We start from the raw sequence: 26981 nt of genomic DNA, 5'->3' as shown, positions 1-26981 counted from the left end.
GAATGCGTAAGCAGTGGCTGGGGATCTGCATTGCGGCAAGTTTACTTGCGGCCTGTACTAGTGATGATGGTCAGCAACAGGCAACCGTCGCGCCGCCGCAGCCTGCGGTGTGTAATGGCCCGATCGTAGAAATCAGCGGTGCCGATCCCGTTTATGAACCGCTGAATGCCAGTGCCAATCAGGATTACGAGCGCGACGGCAAAAGCTATAAAATTGTTCAGGATCCTTCCCGTTTCAGCCAGGCGGGCTTTGCCGCCATTTATGATGCCGAGCCTGGCAGTAACCTGACGGCCTCCGGAGAGACGTTCGACCCCATGCAGCTGACGGCGGCACATCCGACGCTGCCGATCCCGAGCTATGCTCGTATCACCAACCTGGCAAACGGCCGCATGATCGTCGTGCGTATCAACGACCGCGGCCCGTACGGAAATGACCGGGTGATCTCCCTGTCGCGCGCGTCTGCCGATCGCCTGAATACCTCGAACAACACCAAAGTCCGTATTGACCCGATTATTGTGGCGCAGGATGGTTCGCTGTCCGGTCCAGGTACCGCGTGTACGACGGTGGCGAAACAGACCTATGCCCTGCCCGACCGCCCCAATCTTGACGGCGGAATGGGCAGCGTCTCTTCTCCGGCCGAGCCTGCTCAGCCGGGGGGAGAAATACGCCCAATCAGCAACGACACGCTGCAAAGCGACGATTCAACGGGCGCACCGGTAAAGAGTAGCGGCTTTCTTGGCGCACCGACGACCTTAGCCTCGGGCGTGCTGGAAGGCAGTGAGCCTACCCCAGCCCCCGCTCCCGTTGCTGCACCAGCGACCCAGTCGGCTCCCGTAACGGCGCCCGCGGCCACGCAAAGTGCTGCGGTGGCGGCTCCAACAGCGGCCAGCGGCAGCTATGTGGTTCAGGTCGGTGCTGTGAGCGATCAGGCCCGGGCTAAACAGTATCAGCAGCGTCTGAGCCAGCAGTTTGGCGTACCAGGACGCGTTGAGCAGAACGGTGCGGTCTGGCGCATTCAGATGGGCCCGTTTGGCAGCAAATCGCAGGCAGCTTCCCTGCAGCAGCGTCTGCAGAATGAAGCTCAGCTTCAGTCATTTATCGCTGTTGCGAAATAATTAACCGGCGGTATCCGAATTGTCAGTTTGTGTAAAACACATTCACAAACTCATGCTTAAAGTCGGATGCCTGCCTGAATAGCATTTGCTATAGTAAGGCACTTTTTTTAATTCCATCACGGATGTCGTAGTTCTGACCATGAAGACCACTTTTTCTGCTCGTTTTGTGCAGCGCATGGCGCTGACCACGGCCCTTTGCGCGGCTGCGCTCTCTGCAGCTCACGCCGATGACCTGAATATCAAGACCATGATCCCTGGCGTTCCGCAAATCGACGCGGAATCCTACATCCTGATCGATTACAACTCTGGCAAAGTGCTGGCAGAACAGAATGCCGATGCCCGCCGTGACCCGGCCAGCCTGACCAAAATGATGACCAGCTACGTTATCGGCCAGGCGATGAAGGCAGGTAAATTCAAAGAAACGGATCTGGTCACCATCGGTAACGATGCGTGGGCAACCGGGAACCCGGTCTTTAAGGGTTCCTCTCTGATGTTCCTGAAACCGGGTATGCAGGTTCCTGTTTCCCAGCTGATTCGCGGTATCAACCTGCAGTCGGGTAACGATGCCTGCGTAGCGATGGCCGATTTCGCCGCCGGTAGCCAGGATGCCTTCGTAGGCCTGATGAACAGCTACGTGAACGCGCTGGGTCTGAAAAACAGCCATTTCCAGACCGTACACGGCCTGGACGCAGACGGTCAGTACAGCTCGGCACGTGACATGGCGTTGATTGGTCAGGCGCTGATCCGCGATGTTCCTAATGAGTACTCTATCTATAAAGAGAAAGAGTTCACCTTCAACGGTATTCGTCAGACCAACCGTAACGGCCTGCTGTGGGATAACAGCCTGAACGTTGACGGCATCAAAACGGGCCATACCGACAAAGCGGGCTACAACCTGGTCGCCTCCGCCACTGAAGGCCAGATGCGTCTGATCTCTGCCGTGATGGGTGGCCGCACCTTTAAAGGCCGTGAAACAGAAAGCAAGAAGCTGCTGACCTGGGGCTTCCGTTTCTTCGAAACCGTGAATCCACTGAAAGCAGGCAAAGAGTTTGCGTCTGAACCCGTCTGGTTCGGCGACAACGACCGTGCTTCTCTCGGCGTTGATAAAGACCTCTACCTGACCATTCCGCGTGGTCGTATGAAGGATCTGAAAGCCAGCTACGTCCTGAACAGCACCGAGCTGCACGCCCCGCTGCAGAAAAATCAGGTCGTGGGCACAATCAACTTCCAGCTGGATGGTAAAACGATCGATCAGCGCCCGCTGGTGGTCCTGCAAGAAATTCCTGAAGGCAATTTCTTCGGCAAAATCATTGATTATATTAAATTGATGTTCCACCACTGGTTTGGTTAAAAATCGAACACTTGAAAGTGTGATTTTGATCCCCATATACTAAGTATCCTGATAACTCCCACCTGACGTGGGAGTTATTATTTTTTGACGTTACGCCGGAGCTGACATGAAAACCAAACTTAACGAACTGCTTGAATTCCCTACCCCATTTACCTACAAAGTAATGGGTCTGGCGAAACCTGAGCTGGTTGATCAGGTGGTTGAAGTGGTACAGCGCCATGCGCCGGGTGACTACTCTCCGTCAGTAAAACCAAGCAGCAAGGGCAACTACCACTCGGTTTCTATTACCATCACTGCGACACACATTGAGCAGGTTGAGACGCTGTACGAAGAGCTCGGCAATATCGAAATCGTTCGTATGGTGCTGTAGTCCCTTTGCGGTTACCCGGTTTGCCGGGTAACCCCTCTCCCCGCTGTGATATACTCCCGCATACCTTTTGTCCCTCGTCTTCGGAGACGCAGTTTTGTATCAGGATAAAATTCTGGTCCGTCACCTCGGGCTGCAACCTTACGAGCCTGTCTCCCAGGCTATGCATGACTTCACCGATTCACGCGATGACACTACCCCCGATGAGATCTGGCTGGTCGAACACCTGCCAGTCTTTACGCAGGGTCAGGCGGGAAAAGCAGAACATTTATTAATGACGGGCGATATTCCGGTTATCCAGAGCGATCGCGGCGGTCAGGTCACGTACCATGGTCCCGGGCAGCAGGTGATGTACGTCCTGCTCAATCTGAAGCGCAGAAAGCTCGGCGTGCGTGAACTGGTTACCTTACTGGAACAGACAGTCGTCAATACGCTGGCGGAATACGGGATTGACGCGCATCCGCGAGCCGATGCGCCTGGGGTCTACGTTGGGGAAATGAAGATCTGTTCTCTGGGGTTGCGTATTCGTAAAGGCTGCTCATTCCATGGCCTGGCCTTGAATATTAATATGGATCTCGCGCCTTTCCAGCGCATAAACCCCTGCGGCTACGCCGGCATGGAAATGACGCAAATGCGCCAGTGGGTAGAAACCGCTACGCCAGACACGATTCGTCCCGTGCTGTTGAAGAACGTGTTAGCACTACTTAACAACCCCCCGCACGAATATATTCCTGCTTAATATATCGTACAACAGGGCTCGCTAATTTGACGGGCCACTGTCTATTTACCGTTTTTGCACTTTACAATAATCCATAGATTCTATATTTTCGAAGCGCCCGAATATTACCGCTACATATTATTTAGCCTCCAGCATGCACGGCAAACACGGCATAAGTAACGTGAGCAATTATCACACAAGTGTTTGCTTTTGATAAAGAAATGAAACAAAACCAACACTTTACGAATCTCTACAAGCATAATAAATAAATTCAACTATCATTCATATTGTGAATGTATACGGAGTGAAAGCGTGGAGTATAATAATTTACCAGCCAAACGACTGAATGAACCTGGTGGCGAAGACAAGCCGCAAATTTTTCGGACTTTACGTAATATTGATCTCAATTTACTGACTATTTTTGAGGCAGTATATGTCCATAAGGGTATCGTTAACGCTGCGAAAATTCTTAATCTCACGCCATCAGCAATAAGCCAGTCAATCCAAAAGCTACGCGCTATATTTCCTGACCCGTTATTTATCCGTAAGGGCCAGGGGGTAACGCCGACGGCCTACGCCACGCATCTCCATGAGTACATCAGCCAAGGGCTGGAGTCGATTCTGGGCGCACTGGATTTAACCGGGAGCTACGATAAGCAGAGAACCATCACCATCGGCTGTTCCCCTTCGGTGGGTGTGCTGGTGATGCCAGCGATCTTCCAGGCCGTAAAAGAGCATGCTCCGCAGCTCCTGCTTCGCAATGTGCCTCTCCATGAGCCTGACGTTCAGCTTGCCCAGTTCCAGACGGACCTGATTATTGAAAGCGGCAGCTTCAGTGCCAGAGCGCTGGGGCAAAATGTGCTCTATGCGGATAACCTGGTGCTGGTTTGCCGTCAGCAGCATCCTGCCCTCAGCGAGCCGCTGACCATCGAAAACCTGCGCAACTACGACCACTCGTCTTTCATGACCGAAGGGCAGTCCAACCATGGCCTTCGTCAGCGTATTGATGAAATTTTCCCGGAACGTCAGATCAGCTTCAGCAGTTACAATATGTTCACCACCGCATCCCTGATAGGCAGCAGCGATATGCTGTGCATCATGCCATCGCGCCTGTACAGCCTGCTCCGGAAATGCTGGCCGCTGGACAGTATCCCCCTCAGCCAGCTTAATGCGGAATCTATTGAAATTTCACTGCATTACAACAAGCTGAGCTTGCGCGATCCGGTTCTGGAAAACGTCATCCGCATTATCCGTCAGGCCTTCTGACAGGTTGAGCCAGCATAAGCCCCTGCGACAGGCAGGGCAAAAGGCACAAAACAACAACTATTTTACAAATTGGCGATCTGGCAGGCTGCTTTAACGACCGTTTCAATGATATACTGCCTGTCGTTCGTTCAAAAATAGTTGATAAATACAACATTCCCTTGAATTGAAACGCTTTCCTTCGATATTCGCAACTGGAACACGCACGCTATGAGTAAACCCATTGTGATGGAACGCGGTGTTAAATACCGCGATGCCGATAAAATGGCCCTTATCCCGGTTAAAAACGTGGCTACAGAGCGCGAGGCGCTGTTAAGAAAACCGGAATGGATGAAAATCAAACTTCCGGCCGACTCTTCGCGTATCCAGGGGATCAAAGCGGCGATGCGCAAGAATGGCCTTCACTCCGTTTGTGAAGAAGCCTCTTGTCCGAACCTTGCTGAATGTTTCAATCACGGTACCGCGACGTTTATGATTCTGGGTGCGATCTGTACCCGCCGCTGCCCGTTCTGCGATGTTGCTCATGGCCGTCCGGTCGCACCTGATGCTAACGAACCCCAGAAGCTGGCGCAGACCATCGCCGACATGGCGCTGCGTTACGTGGTTATCACGTCCGTTGACCGTGACGATCTGCGCGACGGCGGAGCGCAGCACTTCGCTGACTGTATTACGGCCATTCGCGAGAAAAGCCCAAACATCAAAATCGAGACGCTGGTGCCAGACTTCCGCGGCCGTATGGACCGTGCGCTGGATATCCTGACCGCGACGCCGCCAGATGTGTTTAACCACAACCTGGAAAACGTACCGCGTCTCTATCGTCAGGTGCGCCCGGGCGCTGACTATAACTGGTCTCTGAAACTGCTGGAACGCTTCAAAGAAGCGCATCCGCATATTCCGACCAAGTCAGGTCTGATGGTAGGTCTGGGTGAAACTAACGATGAAATCATCGAGGTGATGCGCGATCTTCGCCGCCACGGTGTAACCATGCTGACTCTGGGCCAGTATCTGCAGCCAAGCCGTCACCACCTGCCGGTACAGCGCTACGTGAGCCCGGACGAGTTTGATGAGATGAAAGCCGAAGCGCTGGCGATGGGCTTTACTCACGCCGCATGCGGCCCGTTTGTTCGCTCCTCCTACCATGCAGATATGCAGGCAAAAGGCGAAGAAGTTAAATAATGCTGTAATATTCATTTACAGTAATACAAAAAAACCGGCCTCATGAGCCGGTTTTTTTTCGCATGCCCTCAGGCGTTGCTGTCACTCTTTGTGAGAAAGCTTGTCTGCCGGGACGTCATCCTCAGCGCTTTTCTTCGCGGCTGTATCATCGTCGTTCATTGCTTTCTTAAAGCCTTTGATGGCAGCCCCCAGGTCACCACCCAGCGTGCGTAACTTCTTGGTACCAAACAGCAGGACGACCAGTGCGGCAACCACCAGCAGTTTGGTAATACTAATCTCACCCATAGATACCTTCTTTACTTAAAACAGGCTGCATTCAGCGCCAAAACCTGACTGTATTAACGGTCATTTAGCGCGTGCACACAATAGCAATCTGTAACAAGGTGAATCAAGCATTGTTGAAAAAAACATCACAATAATTGCGGTGGCGCAAACCGACGATTGCGAAGAACAGGTAATTGCTGACGTGCAAGCGCAATTCTGTCTATGTTTATCTCCGCCACCAGCAAATCCGGGGCTTCCGCAGCGGCGGCGATCGTCACACCCAGCGGATCGACTACCCTGCTTTGCCCGATGTTCTTCGTTCCGCATTCTCCTGCAGCAACGACATAGCAGGTGGTATCCAGCGCGCGTGCCGCCAGCAGCGTTGCCCAGTGATGTTCCTTTAACGGCCCTTTAACCCACGCGGCAGGCAGAACCAGCACGTCCGCCCCCTGTAGCGCCAGATGGAGTGCCAGCTCCGGAAAACGCAGGTCATAGCAGGTCATCAGCCCAACCTTTAATCCGTCAATCTCCAGCAGCGGCGGAACACGGTCTCCTGGGTCGACGCGCCGTGATTCCTGAATGCTGAAGGCATCATAAAGATGGAGCTTGGCGTAACGTGCGACTATGGCTCCGCCGCGAATCGCCACCAGCGTATTCACCGCCCGACCCGGCGTAGAGGGAACATGGATTGTTAAGATCGTCGTCATCGTATTGCCCACGCTCTGGGCGAGCAATTGCTGTAAAAATTCACCGTCCAGCGGCTGCGCGGACTTCACGGATAAATCCGGGTCATTATCATCCCTGGCCAGTAGCGCCTCAGGAAGCACCAGCAGCGACGCGCCTTTCTGTTGGGCCTGCATCATCAGATTGACGCATTTTATCGCGTTAGCCTGCCAGTCAGGCGTGACCGCAAATTGCCCTACCGCAACATACATATTTGTCCCCTCATCATAAACGGCGTTAAACTCGCTTCTCTTACACATCAAATAGCAGGTATTTAGCGTGTTACAACTACTTTTAGCCGTTTTTATTGGTGGGGGAACGGGTAGCGTTGCGCGATGGTTTCTCAGTATGCGGTTTAACCCCCTGCATCAGGCGATTCCCATGGGGACGCTGGCTGCAAACCTGATAGGTGCCTTTATCATTGGCATGGGGCTGGCCTGGTTTAACCGAATGACACACATTGACCCAATGTGGAAAGTCCTGATTACCACCGGATTCTGCGGCGGGTTAACCACCTTCTCAACCTTTTCTGCGGAAACGGTTTTTCTCTTTCAGGAAGGCCGTATCGGCTGGGCGCTGATGAATATGGCGATCAATATGCTCGGCTCCTTTGCGATGACGGGGATCGCATTTTGGCTATTTTCTTCCGCAAGCGCGCATTAACAGCCGAACCGTTAATGTTGGCTTAATTTTTCTCTGTCACTCTGGATGCAGTAATGAACGAGGGTGACAGAATGAAACAGAGTCTGATGAGCGCAGGCATGGTGTTGTTAAGCGTGCTGATCGTGGCCAGCTTCCTGAAAATGTATCTGCTTGGCTGATTCAAAACGAAAAAAACCCGCTCAGTGAGCGGGTTTTGAAATTCTTGCTGACGCGTCTGGATTACAGAGCGATTACGTTAGCAGCAGAAGGGCCTTTGGCACCGTTAGTGATTTCGAACTCTACACGCTGACCTTCAGCCAGAGTTTTGAAACCATTAGACTGGATTGCAGAGAAGTGTACGAACACGTCTTTGCTGCCATCTTCAGGAGTAATGAAACCGAATCCTTTGGACTCATTAAACCACTTAACGTTACCTTTAATCTTAGACATCAAAATTACCTTTACATTAAAAAACGACACAAATGCTGTGTCGGTTACCAGTACATCAATTGTGAGACCTTTTGTCCAGCGGATCTTTGATAAAAAGTGACTAAAGTCGCGTTAATTTTCACTGGCAGATTTTTATCGTTTATGAATCAACGGCTGCGCGTTTTATCACCAACAGGTAAAGTTTTTTCAGTTAAAACTGAATACGCATCCAGGCGAAGTAAACGTTACCGTTGTTGTACGTGCCCGGGATGTAGGTCATCTGGAACGTTGCGGGGCCGTAACCGATAGAGGCCAACGGCAGCAGCACCGGGATCGGAATGTAGTTCCAGTTGTCACGTGCGGTGACCCCCGCGGTATAGCCCAACCCGACATGGAAGTTCTCGTCGGCTAGCGGGCGCCAGGTTTTCTCCCAGCCGTAGCCCCCAATCGGCTCCCATTTATTAAAGGAGTCTTTAAAGGCCATCAGATAGATGCCATGCCAGTTTCCCTTATCATCCCAGCGCGACTGACCGAAACCAGCGCCCCACGGACGCTCGTTATATTTATCGGTTTTCTCTTTGTCGTAAGCAAAACGCGCATGCCACGTTATTGCCGGAACATAGAGATCATAATGTTCGGGCGCCGTCCAGGTCTGAGAGACATTATCCGTAAAGGTTGAGAACCACCCTTTATCCGTCGCGTTGTCCTCTGCCTGTGCAACAGAAGAAAACGTTAACTGCCCAAAAATAAACAATAAAATTGAGAAAAATGTATTACGTACGATCACAATGCAATTACCATTCTTAGTATTCGAGGCAAAGTTTACCATAAAGTAGTTGAATCAAGGCTTAACGACATCAGCGTTATTCCTAATTATTCGGCCTTTTTCCGGGAATATTCTCAATAAACTGGACCGCAAGTTTGAATAAGCCCATTCAGAGTGAGCCTTTAACCTGTTTAGCCTTGTATATCAGCAACATGCTGAATTACACAAAATATTAACAATCTGTTATCATTGTAAGGACATATTGCGCTATTTCTGACGGTCAAGACTCTCATGGCGTAAATGTAAGAGCCATGGCAAAAACACGGTTGTTCTGCTCTCTAGTCGTCTGTTTATTGATTTTAATCAGCAAGAACAGGCCATTTATTCGGCACATTTTCATCCTTCTTATTTTATTGATTTTTTGTGCTCCATTGCAGCAGAGATACAGGGGAAATCATGCTTACGTTATTCGAACTCCTTATTGGGGTCGTCGTCATTGTCGGTGTCGCACGCTACATCATTAAAGGCTATTCGGCCACGGGCGTATTATTTGTTGGCGGTTTAACGCTGCTGATTATCAGCGCCATAATGGGACATCAGGTATTACCTGCCAGTGCAACCAGTACGGGTTACACCGCCACTGATATTGTTGAATACATTAAGATATTACTCATGAGCCGCGGCGGCGACCTGGGTATGATGATCATGATGCTGTGCGGTTTTGCCGCCTACATGACCCATATCGGTGCCAACGACATGGTCGTTAAGCTTGCCTCAAAACCGCTGCAGTACATCAACTCACCCTATCTGCTGATGGTCGCCGCCTATTTCCTCGCCTGCCTGATGTCGCTGGCCGTGTCGTCGGCAACCGGACTTGGCGTACTGCTCATGGCCACGCTGTTCCCGGTCATGGTGAACGTCGGTATCAGCCGCGGCGCGGCAGCAGCCATTTGCGCGTCTCCGGCAGCCATTATTCTCTCCCCGACCTCCGGCGACGTTGTGCTGGCGGCAAAGGCTGCGGAGATGTCGCTCATCGACTTCGCCTTTAAAACCACGCTGCCAATCTCTATTGTCGCCATTGTGGGAATGGGAATCGCGCATTTCTTCTGGCAGCGCTATCTGGATAAGAAAGAAAACATCAGTCACGAGATGATGGATGTGAGTGAGATCACCACCACCGCCCCCGCGTTTTATGCCATTCTGCCCTTCACGCCGATTATCGGAGTGCTGATTTTTGACGGCAAATGGGGCCCGCAGCTGCACATCATCACCATTCTGGTGATCTGCATGCTGCTGGCTGCCGTGCTGGAGTTTGTGCGCGGTTTCAACACGCAAAAGGTGTTCTCTGGTCTGGAAGTCGCCTATCGCGGTATGGCGGATGCCTTCGCTGGCGTGGTGATGCTGCTGGTGGCAGCGGGCGTTTTTGCTCAGGGTCTGAGCACCATCGGCTTTATCCAGAGCCTGATCTCTATCGCCACCTCGTTCGGCTCGGCCAGTATTATCCTGATGCTGGTCCTGGTGGTACTCACCATGCTGGCGGCCATGACCACCGGTTCCGGCAATGCGCCTTTCTACGCTTTTGTGGAGATGATCCCGAAACTGGCCCACTCCTCCGGTATTAACCCGGCCTATCTCTCCATTCCTATGCTGCAGGCGTCAAACCTGGGCCGTACCATTTCCCCGGTATCGGGCGTGGTCGTCGCCGTTGCCGGGATGGCAAAAATCTCGCCATTTGAAGTGGTAAAACGCACCTCAGTGCCCGTTATGGTTGGGCTGATTATCGTGATTATCGCCACGGAAGTGCTGGTGCCCGGCGCAGCCTAAGCTAAATTCCTGATATCCAGAAAGCGCCTGCGGGCGCTTTTTGTGCTTTAATAACCCCCAGAAATCAATCACGCTCATTCGATCAGGAAATCATATGTTCAGGAAGGATATCGTTATCCCGTCTGGGGCAATCGCGCTTGCCCTCTGTGTTTTCTCCACGCAGGCAGAACCGCTCAAGGCAACCCAGTATGGCGATTTCGATCGCTATGTTTTGGCTCTGTCCTGGCAAACCGGGTTTTGCCAGAGCATGGTCGAGCGCAACCGCAATGAACCTGACGAATGTCGCCTGCAAAAAGAGCGCGAAAATAAAGCCGATTTTCTGACCGTTCACGGGCTATGGCCCGGCCTGCCGAAATCCATTGCCGCACGCGGGGTGGATGAACGTCGATGGATGCGTTTTGGCTGCGCCACGCGCCCCATTCCGAACATGCCGGAAGTGAAGGCCAGCCGTAAATGCGATGCCGCCGAAACCGGACTGTCGCTTTCTGCTGCCGCAAAGCTCAACGACGTGATGCCGGGTGCGGGCGGTAATTCCTGCCTGGAACGCTACGAATACGCCAAACATGGCGTCTGCTTTGGTTTCGATCCGGATGCCTATTTCGGCACGATGGTGCGGATGAATCAGGAAGTTAAAAACAGTGCGGTCGGTAAATTCCTTGCCAATAACTACGGAAAACCCGTCAATCGCAGCGACTTTGACAGTGCCGTAGCCAAAAGCTGGGGCAAGGAGAACGTCAGAGCGTTCAAGCTGACCTGCAACGGCAATCCGGCTTATCTGACCGAGATGCAGATTTCGCTGAAGGCTGACGCCATTAACAACCCGCTTTCTGCGGCCTCATTTGCCCCGCAGCCACATCCGGGTAACTGCGGTAAACAATTCGTGATTGATAAAGCCGGTTACTGATCCGCGCCCGGGCGCACCATATCAAACCGGTTTTCATCGCTGATGCCATAGTACGCCGTCGGCCCACCCGCACGCAGGATGGGCTGCGCTTTCGCCGTCTGGTATATCCCCTCTTCCAGCAGCGTTTCGGCAATATGGATACCGACCACTTCCCCCAGCACCAGCCACGTGTCCACCGGCGTACCGTCGGCCCCCGTCAATTGAATGCACTGGGACAGTCGACACTCAAAATTCACCGGGCTTTCTGCAACGCGGGGGGCGTTAACCAGCTGGCTTGCCGCTGGCGTGAGCCCGGCAAAGCTAAATTCATCCCGATCGTGGGGAAGCATCGCGGAGGTTTGATTCATCGCATGTGCGAGATCGCGCGTTGCCAGGTTCCAGACAAACTCCCCGGTTTCCGTAATATTACGCACGCTGTCCTTCCAGCCGTTGCTGGAAAAGCCGATGATCGGCGGGCGGTAGTTAAAGCAGTTGAAGAAACTGTACGGTGCAAGGTTCAGCTGACCGGCCTTGTCGCAAGAGGAGATCCAGCCTATCGGGCGTGGACCAATAATGGCGTTCAGCGGGTCATGCGGCAGGCCGTGCCCCTGAGACGGTTGATAGAAGTACATAATTCTCTCTCGTTGGTGGGCAACGCCCGGGTTCAGGACACTCAGCGTAACGTATTCCGTCAGGAATGAAGACTGAATAAATTTCAGCGAAAATTCATATGGCCCATGAATGTGACTTTCATCACTTCAAACTTGCGCGCTCAGCCAGTATCATCGGGAGAGTTAAACCCTCGCTGCCAGACGGCGAGGGTTTTCTTTTGGATCAGTTTCTGCGTTAGACGCAGCATTAACGACATGGAGTAAAAAATGTCCAGACCTACCATTATCATCAATGAGCTCGACGCAGAACGTATCGACAGGCTGCTGGAAAAAGCGGAATTTGCCTCGCTCCCCGTGGCCGACGCCCTGAATGAGGAGCTCGACCGGGCACAGATGTGCACGCCTGAGACGATACCGCATGACGTGGTCACCATGAACAGCCAGGTGAAATTCCGCAACCTGACCACCGGTGAAGAGTTGACCCGTACGCTGGTATACCCGGCTCAGATGACCGACAGCAGCACACAGCTTTCTGTTCTGGCCCCTGTGGGTGCCGCACTGCTGGGACTGCGTACGGGGGATACGATCCACTGGGAATTACCGGGTGGCGCCTCGACCCATCTGGAAGTGCTGGAGCTGCTCTACCAGCCAGAAGCCGCGGGCGATTACCTGCGTTAATCTCTTCTGAATAAGCGCCTACCCGCTTTGCACAGAGGATGCAGCCGCATCCTCTTTCCGCAAATTCACCCAATTTTCCTATACCGCGCAAAATGGCCTTAATCCACGCTTAACCTGTTTTGGTGCCGCGGGGACGGTCATGAGTGAGATAGGCGTTATCACACTTATCTTTCTGATTTTTGTGGCGATTATCGTCACGGCCGTGCTCTATCTTGAACGCCACTGGTAAGCGAACATTCTCAGGCAACCCCGCCCGGGAAGGCATTCACCAGCCCTTTAACGGTCTGCTCTGCGGCTTCGGGGGTCTCTGCGCCCGGGACCAGAATCACCTTCCGGCACTCCTCCTCCCGTTTTTCGAAAATCTTATAGGCGCGTTCCGCATCCGCAAGGGGGAGATAATGGGTCACGATCTCTTCCGGCGTAAGCAGCCCTTTTTCGATCAGCGGTAACAGTTCACCCAGCCAGGCATGGACGTGCGTCTGGCCCATCTTAAACGTCAGCCCCTTATCAAAGGCATCGCCAAACAGGAAGCCATGGATAAACCCTGCGTATACGCCGGGTACGCTGACCACCCCGCCGCGACGCACGGCAGCAATGCACTGACGCAACGCTTTGCCGCTGCTGCCTTCGATTTTAAGATTGCTGAGGATCGTTTCCGTGGTGCTGCCTTTCGCTTCAAACCCGACTGCATCAATCACGGCGTCAACGCCGCGCTGGCCCGCGGTCTGCTCGATGATTTTTTCCGCCGCGTCGTTGTCATCATCGAAGTTGATGGGGATAGCGCCATAGCGCGCCTCGGCAAATCGCAACCGGTAGGGATGGTGATCGATAACAAAAATCTGCTCAGCCCCCAGCAGCCGCGCACAGGCAATGGTCAGTAGCCCCACCGGCCCGGCGCCAAAAACGGCTACGCTTGAGCCTTTTTCAATCTGCGCATTTTTTGCCGCCTGCCAGGCCGTGGGCAAAATGTCGGACAGGAACAGCGCTTTATCATCAGAAAGAAGCTGCGGGACTTTAAACGGTCCGACGTTACCCTTCGGCACGCGAACGTATTCCGCCTGCCCGCCCGGCACGCCGCCGTAGAGGTGGCTATAGCCAAACAGCGCCGCAGGCGCGGGAATTTGCTTTTTGTTCAGTGCGGCACCCTGCCCGGCGTTGGTATTCTCACAGGCCGCATACTGCTGGAGGCGACAGAAGAAACAGTCCCCGCAGGCGATAACAAAGGGGATCACCACGCGATCGCCCTTTTGCAAATTCTTCACCTCTGCGCCGCACTCGACGATTTCCCCCATAAACTCATGGCCAAAAATATCGCCGTGCTGCACCTTTGGGATCTTTCCGCGGTAGAGATGCAAATCGGAGCCGCAGATAGCCGTGGCCGTGACGCGCAGAATAATATCGTCGGGCTGTTCGATGATGGGGTCGGGGACATTCTCGACGCGAACATGGTGTGGACCGTGATACGTAAGTGCTTTCATGCGACCTCCGAAAGGTTCCGGGTAAGTGTATAAGGGTAGCTACCCCTGAAGATCTGCCTGTGAATACGGGTCTTTTGAGATTTATCCTGGCAAGATAAGAAAACTGACGGAGCGCTTACAGAAACCATGACTATTTTGTGGTTGAATGAGTACAGCGTTTATAAACAAGGAGAAACGGGTATGTATCAGAGAATTATTATGCCGGTTGATGTTTTTGAAATGGAGCTGAGCGACAAGGCCGTACGCCACGCGGAGTTTCTGGCGCAGCAGGACGGTGTCATCCATCTGCTACACGTGCTGCCAGGCTCCGCCAGCCTGAGCCTGCACCGCTTTGCCGCCGATGTGCGTCGCTTCGAGGAACATTTGCAGCACGAAGCGGAAAATCGCCTGCAAACCATGGTCAGCCACTTCAGCATCGACCCTTCACGGATCAAAACGCACGTCAGATTCGGCAGCGTACGCGATGCGGTCAATGAGCTGGCGACCGAACTGAAGGCAGACGTGGTGGTTATCGGTTCGCGTAACCCGTCCATTACCACGCATCTGCTGGGCTCTAACGCCTCCAGCGTCATCCGCCACACCCATATACCGGTGATGGTCGTCAGATAAAAAAAGAGGCCACCTTTCGGTGGCCTCTCGCTATTGCAGGTGTAGCCTTACTTTCTTTTTTATGCGGTTTTGGTGCGGATCAGGTAGTCGAACGAACTCAGAGACGCCTTCGCCCCTTCGCCCGTGGCGATAATAATCTGTTTGTACGGCACGGTGGTGCAGTCGCCGGCCGCAAACACGCCTTTCACGCTGGTTTCACACTTGGCATCGATGATGATTTCGCCCATGCGGTTGCGCTCAATCGCCCCTTCCAGCCAGGTGGTATTTGGCAGCAGACCAATCTGCACGAAGATCCCTGAAAGCTGCACGCTGTGCACGTCGCCGCTCACGCGGTCGCGGTATTCCAGACCAGTGACCTTGCTGCCGTCGCCCTTCACTTCCGTGGTCTGCGCGTTCAGCACGATGTCGACGTTTTTCAGGCTGCGCACTTTATCCTGCAGAACCTGGTCGGCCTTCATGTCTGGCGCGAACTCCAGCAGGGTTACGTGTTCAACAATCCCCGCCAGGTCGATCGCCGCTTCCACGCCGGAGTTTCCGCCGCCGATCACCGCCACGCGCTTACCTTTAAACAGCGGGCCGTCGCAGTGCGGGCAGTAGGTCACGCCTTTGGTACGGTACTGATCTTCGCCCGGCACGTTCATGTTGCGCCATTTCGCGCCGGTGGCAATGATGATGCTGCGCGCTTTCAGCACCGCGCCGGAGGCGGTTTCAATCTGGTGTAACCCCCCCTCAACCGCAGCAGGTACCAGCCTGCTGGCGCTCTGGCTGTCGATCACGTCCACGTCATAGTCGCTGACGTGCGCCTTCAGCGCGCCGGCCAGCTTCTGGCCTTCGGTTTTCGGCACGGAGATATAGTTTTCAATGTCCACGGTATCCAGTACCTGGCCACCAAAACGTTCGCCCATCAGGCCGGTACGGATCCCTTTACGTGCGGAGTACACTGCCGCCGCCGCCCCCGCAGGGCCGGAACCGACAATCAGCACGTCATAGGCATCACGTTTGTTCAGCGCTTCTGCGGCACGTTTTTCGGCACCGGTATCCACTTTGGCGACGATTTCCGTCAGCGTCATACGGCCCTGGCCGAATTCCTGACCGTTCAGATACACCGCCGGAACGCCCATCACGTTGCGATCGGTGATTTCATTCTGGAAGGTACCGCCATCAATTGCCGTGTGTTTGATGCGCGGGTTGAGGACCGACATCAGGTTCAGCGCCTGCACCACGTCAGGACAGTTGTGGCAGGAGAGCGAGTAATAGGTTTCAAACTCATAATCACCGTCGATATCGCGGATCTGCTCCAGCAGCGCCTGCGCCTCTTTCGACGGATGACCGCCGGTCCACAGCAGCGCCAGCACCAGCGAGGTAAATTCATGCCCCAGCGGTGAGCCGGCAAAACGCGGCCCCAGCTCAGAGCCTGGGTTAGTGATCAGGAAAGACGGCTTACGGACGTTAAGCGAGTTATCCTCTTTGAAGGTCACTTTTGGTGACAGTTCAGCGATCTCTGCCAGCAGTTCCTTGATCTCTGCCGATTTCGCGCTGTCGTCCAGCGTGGCAATCAGCTCAACGGGTTTGGTCAGTTTCTCAAGGTAGGCCTTGAGCTGGGTTTTCATCGTGGTGTCGAGCATGGTTCTTCCCTCTCTTAAAACGTCATCATGCAAGCTGCCTTATACGGGCGGCCTGAATGCAACTTGCATCATGGTGCTGGAATGAAATGGGCGCGGGTGCGCCCATTGATTGCCGGGTGGCTCGTCGTTTACCCGGCCTACGATACTGTAGGCCTGTGCAAGCGCAGCGCCGCCAGGCTTTACAGACTTAGATCTTGCCGACCAGGTCTAAAGATGGCGCCAGCGTTGCTTCGCCTTCTTTCCATTTAGCCGGGCACACTTCGCCTGGGTGAGAAGCGACATACTGCGCTGCTTTTACTTTACGCAGCAGGTCAGACGCATCACGGCCGATACCTTCAGCGGTAACTTCGATAGCCTGGATAATGCCCTGCGGATCAACAACGAAGGTCGCACGGTCAGCCAGGCCTTCATCTTCACGCATGTTGTCGAAGTTACGGGTCAGGGCGCCAGTCGGGTCACCGATCATCGCGTATTTGATTTTGGCGATGGTTTCAGAGCTGCTGTGCCATGCTTTGTGGGTGAAGTGGGTATCGGTAGACACAGAGTAAACGTCTACGCCCAGCTTCTGCAGTTCGTCGTAATGGTCAGCCACGTCGCCCAGTTCGGTCGGGCAAACGAAGGTGAAGTCAGCCGGATAGAAGAAGAAGACGCTCCAGCGACCTTCGGTATCTTTCTCGGTTACTTCGATGAACTCACCGTTTTTGAACGCCTGGTTTTTGAAAGGTTTAATTTTAGTGTTAATCAAAGACATCTGTACTTCCTCCGTGTTTTCGTTGAGATGTAAGGTAACCAACTTTATCCATCGGGGCTAATGCGTATGCTTTATCAAATCAATCAGCCAAACCTTACAACGCCAACAAGACAACCTTGTGAACGGAACCAACGGAAAGCCTGAACGTAAAAAGGCCGCCCTGGTGGGCGGCCCTGATACCTGAACTTTCCACAGGAACTTTCAGTGCCAGCCTGGGCTGGCGTTGCGTTGCGCTCTACATACCTTATTTCAGGCCGTAACAGCGGTTTGATTACAGCACCGGTTTTCAGTTTGGGCAATGCGTCACGCCGGCATTCCGCCCTATGGCTGTGATAGGTTTTACCGAATAGCCTCCGCGTCTGCCTGACTCAACGAGAGGCTTAATAATGAGAATGAGTTGCAATAAGTGGTCTGCCTGGTGGCCAGAACGAAAGTGACAATAATGAGTCACAGCGAATGTATAACCAATAATGGTTATTTGAGAACAACGCCGCAAGTTTTAAAGATAAAAATATCTTAATAACGGCTGAAGTTCTATTTCAATAATCCAGCCTCGTGATATATTAAGCTCGTATTTAAAACAAATTAAGTAGGTTAATCACAAGGATTGTAAATGATTAACTTCGAACTATAGTTATCAGTAATGTGATGACAACAACACACTCAGGATGATTTATGGCAAATCTTTACGACCTTAAAAAATTCGATCTTAATCTGTTAGTCATTTTTGAGTGCATTTATCAGCACCTTAGCATTAGCAAGGCAGCGGAAACACTCTATATCACGCCCTCAGCAGTGAGCCAGTCCCTGCAACGCCTGCGCGCGCAACTGAATGACCCGCTTTTTATTCGTTCGGGTAAAGGCATTACCCCGACGACGGTGGAGATCAATTTGCATCACCATCTGGAAGAAAACCTTAATAGCATTGAGCAAACCATTAATATCCTGAATAACGCGCAGATCAAAAAGAGCTTTGTCATCTATTGCCCGCAGATTGTGGCCCATGGGCGCTTCGGCAGCCTGCTAAGCTCTCTGCTTGCAGACGAAAATTACGACATAGAACATAATGATGTGGTCTTATCCCCTGAGTCAGCCGAGGATTTGCTCGCCTACCGCAAGGCCGACCTGGTGTTTAGCTTTGCTCCGGTTAACAGTCGCTCTATCGTCTGTACCCGCTTTATGAAGTTAGCAATGCTGTTGGCGTGCAGCAAAGATCACCCCCGCCTCGGCGATAGCGCAACGATTGAGGAACTCGGCCAGGAAAAATTCACGCTGATGCGCAGTCAGGAGAATGGCATAAAAGAGTTCCAGCTGCAGTCAAACATTCTCCTTCCGGAACGCAACGTCTGTTTCCGCAGTGACTCACTGCTTTCGATTATGAATATTATTGGCGTGAGTGATTTAATAGGCTTTGTACCAACAATATTGTTTGAACGATATAAAGACCATCTCAACCTGAAGAGCATTTCCTTGCCTTTTGCGATTCCTCAAGTAGATGTTTACATGCTTTACAATCGCTCGGCGTTAAACAGCAGCGTGTTTACGCAATTCATTGAAAAAATCGAAGTGGAATAACTTGCGATATAGCCTGAATACTTTTTAATTACATTCGGGCAACAAATCCTTTAATGGAAGATCTTATTCTTCCGGTTTCTCCTTAATATCTTTACTATTCATGGTTAATCAGCGTAAATAAAAGCCCCCGACAGTCATACTCAGGAAGAGATTGAACATGTCACTGTATAAATATCCCCTGCAGCTTAACGTGCTGGAGGCCGCGCAGGAGCGCATCGCCTGGACGTTCGCCACCTTTTCCCGCATCTGCGTCTCCTTCTCCGGTGGCAAAGACTCCACCGTCATGCTGCATCTCACCGCGCAAATGGCCCGGGCGCAAAAACGAAAAATCAGCGTGCTTTTTATTGACTGGGAAGCACAGTTCTCATGCACCATTGAGCACGTTAATGCGCTGCGCGAAGGCTACCGGGACGTCATCGAGCACTTTTACTGGGTGGCGCTTCCGCTGACCACGCAAAATTCCCTCTCACAGTATCAGCCTGAATGGCAATGCTGGGCGCCGGACGTGCGCTGGGTGCGCCAGCCGCCGGAAGGCGCCATCACCGCTGCGGATTATTTTGATTTTTACCAGACGGGTATGACCTTTGAAGCCTTTGTCCGTTCGTTTTCCGACTGGTTTGCACTGCACCGTCCGGCTGCCATGCTGGTGGGCATTCGCGCCGATGAATCCTACAACCGATTTTTGACCATCGCCAACAACCGCAAGCATCGCTTCGCGGACGATAAGCCCTGGACAACCACCGCGCCCGGCGGGCACGCGTGGTACGTCTATCCTCTTTACGACTGGAAAACCGCAGACATCTGGACATGGTTTGCAAAATCCGGAAGCAGCTATAACCCGCTCTACAACCTCATGTTTCAGGCGGGCGTCCCGCCGCGCTATATGCGCATCTGCGAGCCCTTCGGCCCGGAACAGCGCCAGGGACTGTGGCTCTATCACGTTCTCGAGCCCGAGCGCTGGGCCGCCATGTGCGAGCGCGTCAGCGGCGTGCGCAGCGGCGGCTTCTACGCCGGGCAGGACAACCACTTTTATGGCCACCGGAAAATCCTCAAACCCGATCACCTCGGCTGGCGCGACTACGCCATGCTCCTGCTGAACAGCATGCCGCAAAACACGGCTGAGCATTACCGCAATAAAATCGCGATCTATCTGCATTGGTATCAGAAGAGAGGCATGCCGGATATCCCCGAGACGCAGGACGGCGATATCGGCGCCAAAGACATCCCCTCATGGCGCCGTATTTGTAAGGTTTTACTTAATAATGACTACTGGTGCAGGGCGCTGTCGTTCAGCCCGAATAAACCTAAACATTATCAGCGCTACAGCGAACGAGTGAAGGCGAAGCGCAAGGAGTGGGGCATTTTATGCGACAAAGAATAATTACCGAGATCGAAACGTACCTTCAGTCACTTTCCGAGGAGGATCGGATTAACGCCATCAATGCCTTTCGCGAAGCGATCCATAAAAACAGCCCTTTTCGCGAGCAACCGATAGACTGCGTTCTCTGGATCAAACAGGACGCGATTATCGCTAACGACTACAACCCCAATAACGTTGCCCCTCCGGAAAAACGGCTGCTCAGCAAGTCGCTCGAACTCGATGGATTCACCCAACCTATTGTTGTGACGGAAAGTGAAGCCCATCACTACGAAATTGTGGATGGCTTTCATCGCCACGAAATCGGCAAAAATCGGGCGGCGTTAAAGCGTCAGCTCAGGGGATATCTCCCCGTCACCTGCCTGCGCCAGCACCGGCAGAATAAACATGACCGTATGGCCGCCACGATTCGCCACAATCGGGCGCGGGGTCGGCATCAGATCAACGCCATGTCAGATATCGTGCGCGAACTGGCACAGCTCGGCTGGAATGATGAGCGAATAGGCAAAGAGCTGGGCATGGACAGCGATGAGGTGCTGCGCCTCAAGCAAATCAACGGTCTGCTGGAGCTGTTTGCAGACCGCCGTTACTCCGAAGCGTGGACGGTGAAATAATCAGAGCGTGTTCAAACGCTCCGCCACCGCCAGCAGCGTCGATTCCTGCTTCGCAAAGCACAGGCGGATCAGCTTGTGCGGGAAGGGATCGGCGCAGAACACCGACAATGGAATGGCGGCCACGCCGACCTCTTTCGTCAGCCACTGGCAAAAGCTAACGTCGTCCAGATCGGAAATCGCGCTGTAGTCGGCGAGCAGGAAATAGGTTCCTTCAGACGGCAAAATTTCCAGGCGGCTTTGGCTCAGCGCCGCCACAAACAGATCCCGACGTTCACGATAGAAGTGCGGCAGCTCGCGGTAATGCGCGGGTTCCGCGCGCAGCATATCCGCCAGCGCCAGCTGAGCCGGCGTGTTCACGGCAAACGTCAGGTACTGATGCACTTTGCGCAGCTCAGCGCTGATGGCCGCCGGGGCCACGCAGTACCCTACCTTCCAGCCGGTCATATGGTAGGTCTTACCAAACGAAGAGACGGCGATAGCACGCTCGCGAAGCTGCGGATGGGCCAGCACGCTGGCATGCCCTTCCTCAGCAAAGCAGATGTGCTCGTAGACTTCATCGCTCAGGACGTAAATTTCCCGTTCGGCGATAGCCTGCCACAGCGCGGCAAAATCGGCTTTTTGCCACACCGTCGCCGACGGGTTATGCGGCGTATTCAGGATCACCAGACGGGTTTTGTCACTCAGCAGCGCAGCAAACGCCTGCCAGTCAGGGCGGAAATGCGGCGGCTGGAGCGCCACGCGTTTCACCACGCCGCCGGAGAGTTCAACCGCAGGCGCATAGCTGTCGTAGCTCGGATCAAAGCAGATGACTTCATCCCCCGCGCGCACCAGCGCGGTGATGGCCGCGTACAGCGCTTCGGTCGCCCCTGCCGTCACCGTGATGTCGGTGTTCGCATCGGGCTTATGGCCATACAGCTCCGCCGTTTTGTCGGCAATCGCTTCCCGCAGCGCCTGCACGCCCGTCATCGGCGCATACTGATTCGCCCCCTGCGCCACGTGATACGCCAGACGCGCCTGCAGATAAGCCGGGCCGTCGAAATCCGGGAACCCCTGAGAAAGGTTAATGGCGTTGTGCTGCTGCGCCAGGGCGCTCATCTGCGTAAAGATGGTAGTACCGAGGTTGGGAAGTTTACTTTGCGGAATCAAGGCGTTAATGCTCATTGTGTTGTGCCTGCTTGTAATACTTATGTTGCTGCCACTATAACACGATGTTAGTCTTTGGCAATCAAGACGCTTAGACGTCTATACCCTAAATAATTCGAGTTGCAGGAAGGCGGCAAGGGAACGAATCCCCGGGAGCGTACATAAGTCCGTGACTGGGGTGAGTGAGTGCAGCCAACGCACCTGCAACTTGAAGTATGACGGGTATAAACCATATGAATATTCCTGGCCGAGAGGGTAAAAGGAAAATGACAGACAACCTGCAACTCACGCATCTGGTCGACGCCTGCCGCTGGATCGGTGCCAAAGGCTGGGCGCCCGCTACCGGCGGTAACATGTCGGTGCGTCAGGACGAACATCTCTGCTGGCTCAGCGAATCCGGCAAAGACAAAGGTAGCCTCACAACCGATGACTTTCTGCAGGTGGAGATCGCCACCAACCGCGCGCCGTCCGGTCGTAAACCGTCGGCGGAGACCGGTCTGCACACGCTGATTTATCGCCTGTTCCCGGAAGCCAACGCCGTGCTGCACGTTCACACGGTTAACGCCACGGTGCTATCGCGTCTGGTCAAAGAGGCCGAGCTCACCATCAGCGGCTTTGAGATGCAAAAATCCCTCACCGGACAAACCACGCATCTGGATACGGTGGCTATCCCGGTCTTTGATAACGACCAGGATATCGACGCCCTCGCCTCACGCATCGCTCATTACGCCCAGGAACGGCCGCTTAATTATGGTTTTCTTCTGCGCGGTCATGGCTTAACCTGCTGGGGACGCGACGTGGCCGAAGCCCGGCGTCATCTGGAAGGATTAGAGTTCTTATTTGAATGCGAAATGCGTTTACGACAACTGGAGAGAGTATGATTCGCGCGATTGTGACGGATATTGAAGGGACCACCAGCGATATTCGTTTTGTCCATGATGTTTTGTTCCCCTACGCGCGTGAGCGACTGGCGGCCTTCGTGACCGCGCAGCAGTACGCCGAGCCGGTCAAATCCATTCTGGACAACCTGCGTGATGAAATCGCTAACCCACACGCCAGCGTCAGCGAACTTATCGACGCCCTGTTTGCCTTTATGGATGAAGACCGTAAATCCACGGCGCTTAAAGCGCTGCAGGGGATCATCTGGCACGACGGCTACGTTAACGGCGACTTTACCGGCCATCTCTACCCGGACGTGCTCCCGGCGCTGGAAAAATGGAAAGCGCAAGGGATTGATCTCTATGTTTATTCCTCTGGCTCCGTCGCCGCGCAGAAACTGTTATTTGGCTACAGCGACGAAGGTGATATTACTCATCTGTTCAGCGGCTATTTCGACACCCACATCGGCGCCAAGCGCGAGGTGCAGTCTTATCAGAACATTGCGGCGCAAACGGGCATTGCCCCGTCGCAGATCCTCTTCCTCTCCGATATTCATCAGGAGCTGGACGCGGCTGAACAGGCAGGTTTTCGTACCCTGCAGCTGATTCGCGGCGATGATGACGGCGCAAGCCACCACCATCAGGTCCACCAGTTTGACGAGATTAACCCGGAGCAGATCCCTTCATGAGCGCATTGACCATTTATTCCGACAAAGACGCCAGTCAACACCAGTGGCACAGCACCGACGCCGCCGAGATTGCCCAACAGCTCAACGCGAAAGGCGTGCGGTTTGAACGCTGGGCGGCGGATCGCGATTTAGGACACGATCCCGCGCCTGAAGCCGTGATCGCGGCGTATCAACATGCGATCGACAAACTGGTGGCAGAGAAGGGCTATCAGAGCTGGGACGTGATCAGCCTGCGCGCCGACAATCCGCAGAAAGACGCGCTGCGCGCGAAGTTCCTGAACGAACACACCCACGGCGAAGACGAAGTACGCTTTTTCGTGGAAGGCGCGGGCTTGTTCTGCCTGCACATCGGCGATGAGGTATATCAGGTCTTGTGCGAGAAAAACGACCTGATCTCCGTGCCCGCGGGCACGCCGCACTGGTTTGATATGGGCTCAGAGCCGAACTTTACGGCGATTCGTATTTTCGACAATCCGGAAGGCTGGGTTGCCCAGTTTACCGGTGACGCAATTGCGGATGCGTATCCACGCCTGGCCTGATCTTTTCTCCCTCTCCCTGTGGGAGAGGGTCGGAGTGAGGGCACCAGCGCGCACTACGCGTTAAGCCCTTTCACATACTCCACCAGCTGATCCAGCACAATCCCCCACCCTTCGTGAAATCCCATCTGTTCATGCTGCTCGCGGATTTCCTTCGTGGGGTGGCGCGCAATCGCCGTATAGCGGGTTTTGCCCTCCCCGGCGTCTTCCAGCAGCAAAATTGCCGTCATAAACGGCTTCTCGGCCGGCTTCCAGCCTTCGGTATAGCCGTCGGTAAAAACCAGCTTTTTCCCCGGGTCGATTTCCAGGAAGACCCCCCGGTTATCCATCCGCTGGCCGTCCACCTCAAACACGGTGTTGAACCGCCCGCCCACGCGGAGGTCAAGGTCGCAGTCGATCACCTTATGCGGTGCAGGAATGAAGAAGTGTTTGATGTGTTCGGGCGTAGTCCAGCAGAGCCACAGGAGGTCGCGCGGTGCGTCCACCACGCGCTCCAGTTTTAAGTCTGTTTCAGGGTCAAGCGTCACGATGTTGTCCTCTTAAGGGAGCCCCTTAAAGGATAGCCGGACTCAGGCAAATTTCCCTTCTGCAACCTCTTCCGGCGTGACCACGCCCGTATCCAGCACCCAGCCGCTAATCAGCGAGGCTGGGGTCACGTCAAACGCCGGGTTGTAGACCTGCGCGTTTTCCGGCGCCCACTGCACCGCGCCAAAGCTTCCGGCGACGCCCGTCACTTCGCTGGCGGCACGCTGCTCAATGGGGATCGCGTCGCCGTTCGGGCAGGCCGGGTCGAGGGTCGTTTGCGGCGCGGCGACGTAGAACGGAATACCGTGGAATTTCGCCAGCACCGCCAGAGAGTAGGTGCCAATTTTATTCGCCACGTCGCCGTTAGCGGCAATGCGATCTGCCCCTACCCACACGGCGTCTACCTGCCCTTTCGCCATCAGGCTGGCGGCCATGGAGTCGGTAATCAGCTGATACGGCACGCCCAGCTCGCCCAGCTCCCAGGCGGTTAATCTACCGCCCTGCAGCAGGGGACGGGTTTCATCCACCCAGACGTTGCTGACGTTACCCTCCTGGTGCGCGCGAGCAATGACCCCAAGCGCCGTACCGACCCCCGCCGTTGCCAGCCCGCCGGTGTTGCAGTGGGTCAGCAGACGGCTGCCGGGCTTCACCAGCGGGCTGCCCGCGCTGGCAATCGCATCGCAAAGTCGTTTGTCTTCGTCAATCAGGCGCAGCGCTTCGGCCACCAGCGCCGGAACAAAATCTTCCTGCCAGAGCGCCCGCTTCATGCGGTCCAGGTTGTTCATCAGGTTCACCGCCGTCGGGCGGGAGGCGCGCAGGGTTTCCAGCGCAACCGCCAGCTCGTCGCGGCTTTTGCCGTTTTCCGCCAGCAGCGCCAGCAGCAGGCTTGCAGAGAGACCGATCAGCGGCGCGCCGCGCACCCGCAGGGCGTGAATATACCCCACCAGCGCCTCTACCGTTGAGGCATCCAGCCAGCGTTTCTCCTGCGGAAGGGCCTGCTGGTCGAGAATAAAGAGCTGATTATCCGCTACCCGCAGGCTGGTCGTCTGTAATGTCTGCATGTCGTTAATTCCCTGTTGCGTTGTTGTAGCACATTGTGTCAGGATGAAATCCAGATGTATAGACGTCTACATGTCTTTATTAGCAAACCCGTGAGGAGCAGGCCATGTCGCAATACCGTACCTTTACCGCTCAGGACGCCGTGGAATATGCCAGGCAATTTGGCGGCCTTGACGATCCTTCATCGCTGGTGGAGGCGCAGGAGGTAGGCGACGGCAACCTCAATCTGGTGTTTAAAATTTTCGACAGCGCGGGCGTGAGCCGCATCATCGTCAAGCAGGCGCTGCCCTACGTGCGCTGCGTCGGCGAGTCTTGGCCGCTGACGCTGGATCGCGCCCGTCTGGAGGCGCAAACGCTGGTCGAGCACTACCGGCACAGCCCGCAGCACACCGTGAAAATCCACCACTTTGACCCGGAACTGGCGGTAATGGTGATGGAAGATCTCTCCAGCCATCGCATCTGGCGCGGCGAGCTGATCAAAAATAATTATTACCCGCAGGCGGCGCGTCAGCTGGGTGAATACCTCGCGCACGCGCTGTTCCACACCAGCGATTTCTTCCTGCATCCGCACGAGAAGAAAGCGCAGGTGGCGAAATTCATCAACCCGGAGATGTGTGAGATCACCGAAGATCTGTTCTTCAACGATCCGTACCAGATCCACGAACGCAACAGCTACCCGGCCGAGCTGGAAAATGACGTCGCCGCGCTGCGCGACGACGCCCAGCTGAAAATTGCCGTGGCCGCCCTCAAGCACCGTTTCTTTTCTCAGGCTGAAGCCCTGCTGCACGGAGACATTCACAGCGGCTCGATTTTTGTGGCCGACGGCAGCCTGAAGGCCATCGACGCCGAGTTCGGCTATTTTGGCCCGATGGGATTTGATATCGGCACCGCCATCGGCAACCTGCTGCTCAACTTCTGCGGCCTGCCGGGGCACCTGGGCATTCGCGATGCCGCCGCCGCGCGCGAGCAGCGCCTGACCGATATTCAGGAGCTGTGGAACACCTTCGCGGAACGCTTCCAGGCGCTGGCGCACGAGAAAACGCGCGACGCGGCGCTCAGCGCGCCGGGCTATACCTCCGCGTTCCTGAAAAAGGTCTGGCATGACGCCATCGGCTTCTGCGGCACCGAACTCATTCGCCGCAGCGTCGGGCTTTCCCACGTCGCGGATATCGACACCATTCAGGACGAGGCGATGCGCCACGAGTGCCTGCGCCACGCGATAACGCTCGGCAAGGCGCTGATCGTGATTGCCGATCGTATCGACAGCGCGGAAGATCTGCTGGCGCGGGTGCGGCAGTACAGTTGAGAACG

30 protein-coding genes are annotated in these 26981 nt (G+C 54.4%); 19 read left to right on the top strand and 11 right to left on the bottom strand.

The genetic code is table 11. The annotated features are described in order from the left end of the window. The first annotated feature begins 2 nt into the window (after positions 1 to 2). The 6 genes from rlpA (at position 3) to lipA (ending at position 5990) form a co-directional block, all read left to right on the top strand. The gene (rlpA, locus tag ACVCAM_RS19160; protein ID WP_021242581.1) at positions 3 to 1115 is read left to right on the top strand and encodes an endolytic peptidoglycan transglycosylase RlpA; all 1113 of its coding nucleotides are present in this window, start codon (positions 3 to 5) and stop codon (positions 1113 to 1115) included. 139 nt (positions 1116 to 1254) lie between these two features. Beyond that, positions 1255 to 2466 carry a D-alanyl-D-alanine carboxypeptidase DacA gene (gene dacA / locus ACVCAM_RS19155; protein WP_008501035.1) on the top strand — a complete coding sequence of 404 codons (1212 nt, stop codon included), beginning with the start codon at positions 1255 to 1257 and terminating at the stop codon, positions 2464 to 2466. Between the two features lie 106 nt (positions 2467 to 2572). Beyond that, on the top strand, positions 2573 to 2836 hold the full coding sequence (ybeD, locus tag ACVCAM_RS19150; protein ID WP_003858718.1) for a DUF493 family protein YbeD: 264 nt from the start codon (positions 2573 to 2575) through the stop codon (positions 2834 to 2836). A 94-nt stretch (positions 2837 to 2930) separates the two neighbouring features. Then, a complete protein-coding gene (gene lipB, locus ACVCAM_RS19145) occupies positions 2931 to 3572 on the top strand; it encodes a lipoyl(octanoyl) transferase LipB (RefSeq protein ID WP_008501034.1) in 642 nt (213 codons plus the stop codon). A 291-nt stretch (positions 3573 to 3863) separates the two neighbouring features. Then, positions 3864 to 4817 (top strand): YbeF family transcriptional regulator, encoded by a 954-nt coding sequence (locus ACVCAM_RS19140; protein ID WP_021242582.1) that lies wholly within the window; start codon positions 3864 to 3866, stop codon positions 4815 to 4817. A 207-nt stretch (positions 4818 to 5024) separates the two neighbouring features. Continuing rightward, a complete protein-coding gene (gene lipA / locus ACVCAM_RS19135; RefSeq protein WP_008501032.1) occupies positions 5025 to 5990 on the top strand; it encodes a lipoyl synthase in 966 nt (321 codons plus the stop codon). An 81-nt stretch (positions 5991 to 6071) separates the two neighbouring features. On the opposite strand, the gene tatE is transcribed toward lipA, so the two are convergent. Together tatE and ACVCAM_RS19125 are read right to left on the bottom strand one after the other, a co-directional pair. Continuing rightward, entirely contained in the window at positions 6072 to 6275 is a 204-nt protein-coding gene (gene tatE, locus ACVCAM_RS19130; RefSeq protein ID WP_008501031.1) for a twin-arginine translocase subunit TatE, read from the bottom strand. A gap of 125 nt (positions 6276 to 6400) precedes the next feature. Further along, complete coding sequence (locus tag ACVCAM_RS19125) at positions 6401 to 7189, bottom strand: deaminated glutathione amidase (protein ID WP_021242583.1); 789 nt, start codon at positions 7187 to 7189, stop codon at positions 6401 to 6403. A gap of 67 nt (positions 7190 to 7256) precedes the next feature. Between ACVCAM_RS19125 and crcB the strand changes: the two genes are divergently transcribed. After that, the gene (crcB, locus tag ACVCAM_RS19120) at positions 7257 to 7640 is read left to right on the top strand and encodes a fluoride efflux transporter CrcB (protein ID WP_008501029.1); all 384 of its coding nucleotides are present in this window, start codon (positions 7257 to 7259) and stop codon (positions 7638 to 7640) included. 219 nt (positions 7641 to 7859) lie between these two features. Here crcB and cspE read toward each other — a convergent pair whose 3' ends face one another. Next, the gene (cspE, locus tag ACVCAM_RS19115; protein ID WP_002439184.1) at positions 7860 to 8069 is read right to left on the bottom strand and encodes a transcription antiterminator/RNA stability regulator CspE; all 210 of its coding nucleotides are present in this window, start codon (positions 8067 to 8069) and stop codon (positions 7860 to 7862) included. A gap of 190 nt (positions 8070 to 8259) precedes the next feature. After that, entirely contained in the window at positions 8260 to 8877 is a 618-nt protein-coding gene (gene pagP, locus ACVCAM_RS19110) for a lipid IV(A) palmitoyltransferase PagP (protein ID WP_249424977.1), read from the bottom strand. A 393-nt stretch (positions 8878 to 9270) separates the two neighbouring features. On the opposite strand from pagP, the gene dcuC reads away from it, so the two are divergent. Beyond that, positions 9271 to 10638: an anaerobic C4-dicarboxylate transporter DcuC gene (gene dcuC, locus ACVCAM_RS19105; protein WP_021242585.1), complete on the top strand. Its 1368-nt coding sequence runs from the start codon at positions 9271 to 9273 to the stop codon at positions 10636 to 10638. Positions 10639 to 10732: 94 nt separating this feature from the next. Further along, a complete protein-coding gene (gene rna / locus ACVCAM_RS19100; RefSeq protein ID WP_008501023.1) occupies positions 10733 to 11542 on the top strand; it encodes a ribonuclease I in 810 nt (269 codons plus the stop codon). On the opposite strand, the gene ACVCAM_RS19095 is transcribed toward rna, so the two are convergent. Beyond that, on the bottom strand, positions 11536 to 12153 hold the full coding sequence (locus tag ACVCAM_RS19095) for a flavin reductase family protein (protein WP_063417924.1): 618 nt from the start codon (positions 12151 to 12153) through the stop codon (positions 11536 to 11538). The genes rna and ACVCAM_RS19095 overlap by 7 nt on opposite strands. A 246-nt stretch (positions 12154 to 12399) precedes the next feature. Here ACVCAM_RS19095 and rnk point away from each other — a divergent pair, with 246 nt between their 5' ends. After that, the gene (gene rnk / locus ACVCAM_RS19090) at positions 12400 to 12810 is read left to right on the top strand and encodes a nucleoside diphosphate kinase regulator (protein ID WP_021242588.1); all 411 of its coding nucleotides are present in this window, start codon (positions 12400 to 12402) and stop codon (positions 12808 to 12810) included. Positions 12811 to 12949: 139 nt separating this feature from the next. After that, complete coding sequence (gene yldA / locus ACVCAM_RS19085) at positions 12950 to 13039, top strand: small membrane protein YldA (protein ID WP_008501020.1); 90 nt, start codon at positions 12950 to 12952, stop codon at positions 13037 to 13039. A 10-nt stretch (positions 13040 to 13049) separates the two neighbouring features. Here the strand turns inward: yldA and ACVCAM_RS19080 are convergent, their stop codons facing one another. After that, a complete protein-coding gene (locus tag ACVCAM_RS19080; protein ID WP_008501018.1) occupies positions 13050 to 14288 on the bottom strand; it encodes a zinc-dependent alcohol dehydrogenase in 1239 nt (412 codons plus the stop codon). A 180-nt stretch (positions 14289 to 14468) separates the two neighbouring features. Here ACVCAM_RS19080 and uspG point away from each other — a divergent pair, with 180 nt between their 5' ends. Beyond that, complete coding sequence (gene uspG / locus ACVCAM_RS19075) at positions 14469 to 14897, top strand: universal stress protein UspG (RefSeq protein ID WP_008501017.1); 429 nt, start codon at positions 14469 to 14471, stop codon at positions 14895 to 14897. Between the two features lie 59 nt (positions 14898 to 14956). Here uspG and ahpF read toward each other — a convergent pair whose 3' ends face one another. Beyond that, on the bottom strand, positions 14957 to 16522 hold the full coding sequence (ahpF, locus tag ACVCAM_RS19070; RefSeq protein WP_447093645.1) for an alkyl hydroperoxide reductase subunit F: 1566 nt from the start codon (positions 16520 to 16522) through the stop codon (positions 14957 to 14959). Positions 16523 to 16709: 187 nt separating this feature from the next. After that, entirely contained in the window at positions 16710 to 17273 is a 564-nt protein-coding gene (gene ahpC / locus ACVCAM_RS19065) for an alkyl hydroperoxide reductase subunit C (protein ID WP_008501015.1), read from the bottom strand. A gap of 675 nt (positions 17274 to 17948) precedes the next feature. On the opposite strand from ahpC, the gene citR reads away from it, so the two are divergent. From citR to ACVCAM_RS19050, 3 genes are all read left to right on the top strand, one after another. Continuing rightward, positions 17949 to 18848, top strand: a complete 900-nt coding sequence (gene citR / locus ACVCAM_RS19060) for a DNA-binding transcriptional repressor CitR (RefSeq protein ID WP_407223168.1) — start codon at positions 17949 to 17951, stop codon at positions 18846 to 18848. Between the two features lie 157 nt (positions 18849 to 19005). Further along, positions 19006 to 20229 carry a phosphoadenosine phosphosulfate reductase gene (locus tag ACVCAM_RS19055; protein WP_023326893.1) on the top strand — a complete coding sequence of 408 codons (1224 nt, stop codon included), beginning with the start codon at positions 19006 to 19008 and terminating at the stop codon, positions 20227 to 20229. Then, positions 20214 to 20840, top strand: coding sequence for an IbrB-like domain-containing protein (locus tag ACVCAM_RS19050; protein ID WP_407223167.1), 627 nt, complete (start codon positions 20214 to 20216; stop codon positions 20838 to 20840). The genes ACVCAM_RS19055 and ACVCAM_RS19050 overlap by 16 nt, the downstream gene beginning before the upstream one ends. Here ACVCAM_RS19050 and ACVCAM_RS19045 read toward each other — a convergent pair whose 3' ends face one another. Next, positions 20841 to 22001 (bottom strand): pyridoxal phosphate-dependent aminotransferase, encoded by a 1161-nt coding sequence (locus ACVCAM_RS19045; RefSeq protein ID WP_447093644.1) that lies wholly within the window; start codon positions 21999 to 22001, stop codon positions 20841 to 20843. 248 nt (positions 22002 to 22249) lie between these two features. Between ACVCAM_RS19045 and ACVCAM_RS19040 the strand changes: the two genes are divergently transcribed. From ACVCAM_RS19040 to ACVCAM_RS19030, 3 genes are read left to right on the top strand one after another with little or no spacing between them, the layout of a single operon-like run. Beyond that, the gene (locus tag ACVCAM_RS19040; RefSeq protein WP_008501010.1) at positions 22250 to 22864 is read left to right on the top strand and encodes a methylthioribulose 1-phosphate dehydratase; all 615 of its coding nucleotides are present in this window, start codon (positions 22250 to 22252) and stop codon (positions 22862 to 22864) included. After that, entirely contained in the window at positions 22861 to 23550 is a 690-nt protein-coding gene (gene mtnC, locus ACVCAM_RS19035) for an acireductone synthase (protein WP_008501009.1), read from the top strand. Before ACVCAM_RS19040 ends, mtnC begins: the two co-directional genes overlap by 4 nt. Next, positions 23547 to 24089 carry a 1,2-dihydroxy-3-keto-5-methylthiopentene dioxygenase gene (locus ACVCAM_RS19030; protein WP_008501008.1) on the top strand — a complete coding sequence of 181 codons (543 nt, stop codon included), beginning with the start codon at positions 23547 to 23549 and terminating at the stop codon, positions 24087 to 24089. The genes mtnC and ACVCAM_RS19030 overlap by 4 nt, the downstream gene beginning before the upstream one ends. Before the next feature lie 53 nt (positions 24090 to 24142). Here ACVCAM_RS19030 and ACVCAM_RS19025 read toward each other — a convergent pair whose 3' ends face one another. Then, positions 24143 to 24613 (bottom strand): SRPBCC family protein, encoded by a 471-nt coding sequence (locus ACVCAM_RS19025; protein WP_320751300.1) that lies wholly within the window; start codon positions 24611 to 24613, stop codon positions 24143 to 24145. A gap of 42 nt (positions 24614 to 24655) precedes the next feature. Next, positions 24656 to 25672 (bottom strand): S-methyl-5-thioribose-1-phosphate isomerase, encoded by a 1017-nt coding sequence (gene mtnA, locus ACVCAM_RS19020; RefSeq protein ID WP_407223165.1) that lies wholly within the window; start codon positions 25670 to 25672, stop codon positions 24656 to 24658. A gap of 104 nt (positions 25673 to 25776) precedes the next feature. Here mtnA and mtnK point away from each other — a divergent pair, with 104 nt between their 5' ends. Further along, entirely contained in the window at positions 25777 to 26976 is a 1200-nt protein-coding gene (gene mtnK / locus ACVCAM_RS19015; RefSeq protein ID WP_407223164.1) for an S-methyl-5-thioribose kinase, read from the top strand. Positions 26977 to 26981 lie beyond the last annotated feature (5 nt).

This window comes from Enterobacter sp. CFEC122 (genome assembly GCF_052983755.1).
Note: the sequence above shows the minus strand (reverse complement) of the source record. Positions and strands in the feature narration are given on the sequence as shown.

Coding starts and splice junctions, on each gene's coding strand:
- mtnK (WP_407223164.1), top strand. CDS start 25,777: ATGTCGCAATACCGTACCTTTACCGCTCAGGACGCCGTGGAATATGCC.
- pagP (WP_249424977.1), bottom strand. CDS start 8,877: ATGGTAAACTTTGCCTCGAATACTAAGAATGGTAATTGCATTGTGATC.
- tatE (WP_008501031.1), bottom strand. CDS start 6,275: ATGGGTGAGATTAGTATTACCAAACTGCTGGTGGTTGCCGCACTGGTC.
- lipA (WP_008501032.1), top strand. CDS start 5,025: ATGAGTAAACCCATTGTGATGGAACGCGGTGTTAAATACCGCGATGCC.
- dcuC (WP_021242585.1), top strand. CDS start 9,271: ATGCTTACGTTATTCGAACTCCTTATTGGGGTCGTCGTCATTGTCGGT.
- ACVCAM_RS19040 (WP_008501010.1), top strand. CDS start 22,250: ATGACAGACAACCTGCAACTCACGCATCTGGTCGACGCCTGCCGCTGG.
- ybeD (WP_003858718.1), top strand. CDS start 2,573: ATGAAAACCAAACTTAACGAACTGCTTGAATTCCCTACCCCATTTACC.
- mtnC (WP_008501009.1), top strand. CDS start 22,861: ATGATTCGCGCGATTGTGACGGATATTGAAGGGACCACCAGCGATATT.
- uspG (WP_008501017.1), top strand. CDS start 14,469: ATGTATCAGAGAATTATTATGCCGGTTGATGTTTTTGAAATGGAGCTG.
- ACVCAM_RS19080 (WP_008501018.1), bottom strand. CDS start 14,288: ATGAAAGCACTTACGTATCACGGTCCACACCATGTTCGCGTCGAGAAT.
- ACVCAM_RS19055 (WP_023326893.1), top strand. CDS start 19,006: ATGTCACTGTATAAATATCCCCTGCAGCTTAACGTGCTGGAGGCCGCG.
- rnk (WP_021242588.1), top strand. CDS start 12,400: ATGTCCAGACCTACCATTATCATCAATGAGCTCGACGCAGAACGTATC.
- ACVCAM_RS19030 (WP_008501008.1), top strand. CDS start 23,547: ATGAGCGCATTGACCATTTATTCCGACAAAGACGCCAGTCAACACCAG.
- ACVCAM_RS19050 (WP_407223167.1), top strand. CDS start 20,214: ATGCGACAAAGAATAATTACCGAGATCGAAACGTACCTTCAGTCACTT.
- citR (WP_407223168.1), top strand. CDS start 17,949: ATGGCAAATCTTTACGACCTTAAAAAATTCGATCTTAATCTGTTAGTC.
- rlpA (WP_021242581.1), top strand. CDS start 3: ATGCGTAAGCAGTGGCTGGGGATCTGCATTGCGGCAAGTTTACTTGCG.
- ACVCAM_RS19095 (WP_063417924.1), bottom strand. CDS start 12,153: ATGTACTTCTATCAACCGTCTCAGGGGCACGGCCTGCCGCATGACCCG.
- ACVCAM_RS19045 (WP_447093644.1), bottom strand. CDS start 22,001: ATGAGCATTAACGCCTTGATTCCGCAAAGTAAACTTCCCAACCTCGGT.
- ahpF (WP_447093645.1), bottom strand. CDS start 16,522: ATGCTCGACACCACGATGAAAACCCAGCTCAAGGCCTACCTTGAGAAA.
- cspE (WP_002439184.1), bottom strand. CDS start 8,069: ATGTCTAAGATTAAAGGTAACGTTAAGTGGTTTAATGAGTCCAAAGGA.
- dacA (WP_008501035.1), top strand. CDS start 1,255: ATGAAGACCACTTTTTCTGCTCGTTTTGTGCAGCGCATGGCGCTGACC.
- mtnA (WP_407223165.1), bottom strand. CDS start 25,672: ATGCAGACATTACAGACGACCAGCCTGCGGGTAGCGGATAATCAGCTC.
- ahpC (WP_008501015.1), bottom strand. CDS start 17,273: ATGTCTTTGATTAACACTAAAATTAAACCTTTCAAAAACCAGGCGTTC.
- rna (WP_008501023.1), top strand. CDS start 10,733: ATGTTCAGGAAGGATATCGTTATCCCGTCTGGGGCAATCGCGCTTGCC.
- ACVCAM_RS19125 (WP_021242583.1), bottom strand. CDS start 7,189: ATGTATGTTGCGGTAGGGCAATTTGCGGTCACGCCTGACTGGCAGGCT.
- yldA (WP_008501020.1), top strand. CDS start 12,950: ATGAGTGAGATAGGCGTTATCACACTTATCTTTCTGATTTTTGTGGCG.